The following is a 4,055-nucleotide window of genomic DNA, read 5'->3' as shown; positions in this document are numbered from 1 at the left end:
CCAACAACCACACAGACCTACAGCTTCCACGCCGAAATCACACTCTTCGAGAAAGGACTTGCCTCCCGCTCACGGCGCTAAACGCAACGGCGTTGTCCAGGAAGTAGGGGCCTCGGCGTCGTGGGGATGCCACTACAACCAGGATCGAGCACGATCTTGCCGGGCGGAGAGGTCGACGAGGGAAGATCCGCGCAACTTCCCTGATGTTGCTGCCTCACGCTCGCCGGAGGCAGCAACATCACTGATGTTGTGCGGATCTTGGCGCGGGGCGCGGGGGCGTCGGGGGCGTCGGGGGTGCGTGGGCGCGACGACGCGACGACGCGAGTGTGCGGCACGTGGAGGGGCCAGATGCGGCGCGCGACGGACGGCGCGGCGCGGGGCGCTGGGACGCGGGGTGGGAGGGTCAGCGGGGCGGGCGGGTGGCGGCGGCGGTGAAGAGGTGCACGGCCAGGTCGGCCAGGGCCGTGGCGGTCTGGTCGATCGGGGAGCGGGGGAGCACGATGTGGCTCACCACCAGGCGGACGATCGTGTCGGCGGCGAAGGCCAACGCTTCCTGGTCCGCTCCCGGCAGGTGGTCGCCGGCCCACTCGATCAGCGCGCCGGACGCCTCGGTGAGGACCACCTCGGCCCGGGTGGTGAGGTACGGAAGCAGTTCGTCCGAGCCGCCCCGGGCGCTGGTGAGGATGGCCTTGACCAGCGGGTTGTCGGCCGCCGTGGCGAGGGTGTGGGCGATCGCGGCGTACGCGCCGGCCCGTACGTCGGCGCCGTGCGCGAGCAACGCCTCTCGGACGTCGCCGACGAACCGGTCCACCTCGCGCCGGGCGAGCGCCTCGGCGAGGCCCGCCTTGCTGCCGAACTCGTTGTAGACGGTCTGCCGACTGACCCCCGCCGTGGTGGCCACGCCACCCATGCGGACCGCGTCCCAGCCGGCGGCGATGGTCCGTGCGCGCGCGGCGTCCACGATCGTGTCCCGCAGTCGCTGGCGTGGTGAGTCGGTCGTCGCAGTCATGGTGGTCGAATTCTACGGTCCCCCCGCCGACCCGCCCAGCACCCGCCGCGGGCCCCGCCCAGCGCGCGCCGCCGACCTGTCCGGCGCGCGCCGTCGACCCGACCGGCATCCGCCGTGGGCTCCGCTCAGCGCCTGCCCAGCGCATGTCGCCGGACCGGCCGGTGCCGGGCCCTGCCGCCGCGCGGAGGGCACGTCGCGCGGCGCGGCGCCTCCCGGGCGCGGCGGGGCCCCGCGTGGCGCATAGGATGTGCGGTCATGGCACGCGTGCTCACTCCCCGTGCGGAGGACTTCCCCCGCTGGTACCAGGACCTGATCGCCAAGGCGAAGCTGGCCGACAACGGCCCGGTCCGCGGCACCATGGTCATCCGCCCGGCCGGCTACGCCATCTGGGAGCGGATGCAGGCCGAGATGGACGCCCGGATCAAGGCGGCCGGCGCGGAGAACGCGTACTTCCCGCTGTTCATCCCGGAGAGCTACCTGAAGCGCGAGGCCCAGCACGTCGAGGGCTTCTCGCCGGAGCTGGCGGTCGTCACCCACGGTGGCGGCAAGCAGCTCGCCGAGCCGGTGGTGGTGCGCCCCACCAGCGAGACGGTGATCGGCGAGTTCATGGCCAAGTGGATCGACTCGTACCGGGACCTGCCGCTGCTGCTCAACCAGTGGGCCAACGTGGTCCGGTGGGAGCTGCGCCCGCGGATCTTCCTGCGGACCAGCGAGTTCCTCTGGCAGGAGGGGCACACCGCGCACGCCACCCGCGAGGATGCCCGCGCCTACGCGCGGCGGATCCTGCACGAGGCGTACGAGGATCTGATGGTCAACGTGCTCGGCATTCCGGTGGTGGTGGGCCTGAAGACGGCCCGTGAGCGCTTCGCCGGGGCCACCGCCACGTACACCTGCGAAGGCATGATGGGTGACGGCAAGGCGTTGCAGTTGGGCACCAGCCACGAGCTGGGCCAGAACTTCGCCAAGGCGTTCGACATCAGCTACTCCGCCAAGGAGGGCGGTCGCGAGCACGCCTGGACGACCTCCTGGGGCACGTCGACCCGGATGCTCGGCGGGCTGATCATGGCGCACGGCGACGACAACGGCCTGCGGGTGCCGCCGAGGCTGGCGCCCATCCAGGCGTACATCATGATCGTCAAGGACGGCGAGGGCGTCGCCGAGGCGGCGGCCAAGCTGCGCGACGGCCTGCGCGACGCCGGTGTCCGGGTCGCGCTCGACGACCGGACCGACACCGCGTTCGGCCGCCGGGCCGTCGACGCCGAGCTGCGTGGCTATCCGGTACGCGTCGAGGTCGGCCCTCGCGACCTGGCCGTCGGCAACGCGACGGTGGTCCGCCGTACCGACGGGTCGAAGTCCCCGACGCCGGTGGCCGACGTGGTCGGCGCGGTGCTGGCGGCGCTGGAGGCCGATCAGCAGGCGCTGCACGACCAGGCCCTCGCGCACCGCGAGTCGCGCACCGTCGAGGTGTCGACGCTTGCCGAGGCGATCGAGGCGGCGGCCACCGGCTGGGCCAAGGTGCCGTGGTCGGCGGTCGGCGTGGCCGGCGAGGCCGAGGCGAACGGCCAGGGCGTGACGGTGCGTTGTCTGCTGCGCGCCGACGGCTCGGTGCCGGACTCGGAGGACGAGCCCGACCTGGTCGCCATCCTCGCTCGCGCCTACTGAGGTGACTGTCGACCGCTTCGAGCCGGGTCGGCTGATCCTGCACCGAAACGTGCGGCGTGGGCGGATCGGGTGGGTCCGGCCGGCGCGGGTCGTTCTCGACGACGAGCGAGGGCTGCTGCTCTGGATCGCGAAGGGCTCGCCGGTGGCCCACGAGGTGAACGAGGTCGGCCTGACCATGCGAGGGATGCCGTTCGCCGACTGGATCACGCCGACGTACCAGCTCGCACAGGTGCGCTGGAACGGGCCACCGCTGCTGAAGTTCCTGCCCACCGGCGCGGCGCACTCCGTCTGGTGGTTCCGCGACGCGGCGGGCCGGTTCAGCCACTGGTACGTCAATCTGGAGGAGCCCGGCGTGCGCTGGGACGACGGGGCGGTGGCCGGCGTCGACGTGATCGACCAGGATCTCGACGTGCTGGTCGCCGCGGACCGCACCTGGCAGTGGAAGGACGAGGACGAGTTCGTCGAGCGTCTCGCCTTTCCGGAGGACTACTGGGTGACCGACGAGAAGGCGGTCCGCGCCGAGGGGGAGCGGGTGATCGCGCTCGCCGAGGCGGGTGAGTTCCCGTTCGACGGCACCTGGTGCGACTTCGCACCGCCGCCAGACTGGGACGTACCGGACGAACTTCCGCCCGGGTGGGACCGCCCACCCGTGCGGTGAGAGGTGTTCCGGGTCACCGGTGACGCGGTGTCCGGGTCCGATGCGTGCGATCGGCATCGGATCTGGCAGAATGGGTCGCTGGTATCCGGCGCGCGTTCGGCGCCCTCTAACCCGGGCGCGTTGCCAGTCCACCGAGTAGTCTCCGGCCCAACCCCACGGGTCCGGTCGGCGCTCACCCATGCACACCGCCCCGTACGGGCCGGTGAGATCGCAACAGGAGCGAAACAACTGTGGCCGTAAAGATCCGGCTCCTGCGGATGGGCAAGATCCGCAACCCGCAGTACCGCATCGTCATCGCCGACTCGCGCACCAAGCGTGACGGTCGGGCGATCGAGTTCGTCGGGGTTTACCAGCCCAAGGAAGACCCCTCGATCATCGAGGTCAAGTCGGAGCGGGTCCAGTACTGGCTGTCCGTCGGCGCCCAGCCGAGCGAGGCGGTGCAGCGGCTGCTGGAGCTGACCGGTGACTGGCAGAAGTACAAGGGCCTGCCGGCCCCGCCGCCGCTGAAGGTCAAGGCCGAGCAGGTCGACCGCAGGGCCGCGTACGAGGCTGAGGCGAAGGCCGCCGCCGGGCTGGCCCCGGAGACCCCGGCCAAGCCGGCCAAGAAGGCCGCGAAGGCCGCCGAGGCTCCGAAGGCTGAGGCGCCCGCCGAGGCCCAGCAGGCTGAGGCGTCCGGCGAGGGTGGAGGCGCGCAGCCAGGGCAGGGTGAGGTAGCCGACGGTGGCG

At 72.0% G+C, this 4,055-nt stretch carries 4 protein-coding genes; 3 read left to right on the top strand and 1 reads right to left on the bottom strand.

The window, feature by feature from the left end:
• Positions 1 to 403: 403 nt before the first annotated feature.
• Complete coding sequence (locus AB0J68_RS28490) at positions 404 to 1,009, bottom strand: TetR family transcriptional regulator (protein WP_363941517.1); 606 nt, start codon at positions 1,007 to 1,009, stop codon at positions 404 to 406.
• Between the two features lie 255 nt (positions 1,010 to 1,264).
• Between AB0J68_RS28490 and proS the strand changes: the two genes are divergently transcribed.
• The 3 genes from proS to rpsP form a co-directional block, all read left to right on the top strand.
• Entirely contained in the window at positions 1,265 to 2,671 is a 1,407-nt protein-coding gene (proS, locus tag AB0J68_RS28485) for a proline--tRNA ligase (protein WP_354856398.1), read from the top strand.
• A 1-nt stretch (position 2,672) separates the two neighbouring features.
• Positions 2,673 to 3,329, top strand: coding sequence for a DUF402 domain-containing protein (locus AB0J68_RS28480; protein ID WP_363941514.1), 657 nt, complete (start codon positions 2,673 to 2,675; stop codon positions 3,327 to 3,329).
• Between the two features lie 230 nt (positions 3,330 to 3,559).
• The coding region (gene rpsP, locus AB0J68_RS28475) for a 30S ribosomal protein S16 (protein ID WP_363941512.1) at positions 3,560 to 4,055 on the top strand (496 nt) is incomplete at its 3' end.

Origin of the sequence: Micromonospora sp. NPDC049580 (genome assembly GCF_040675595.1) — a bacterium.
GTDB lineage: Bacteria > Actinomycetota > Actinomycetes > Mycobacteriales > Micromonosporaceae > Micromonospora.
Note: the sequence above shows the minus strand (reverse complement) of the source record. Positions and strands in the feature narration are given on the sequence as shown.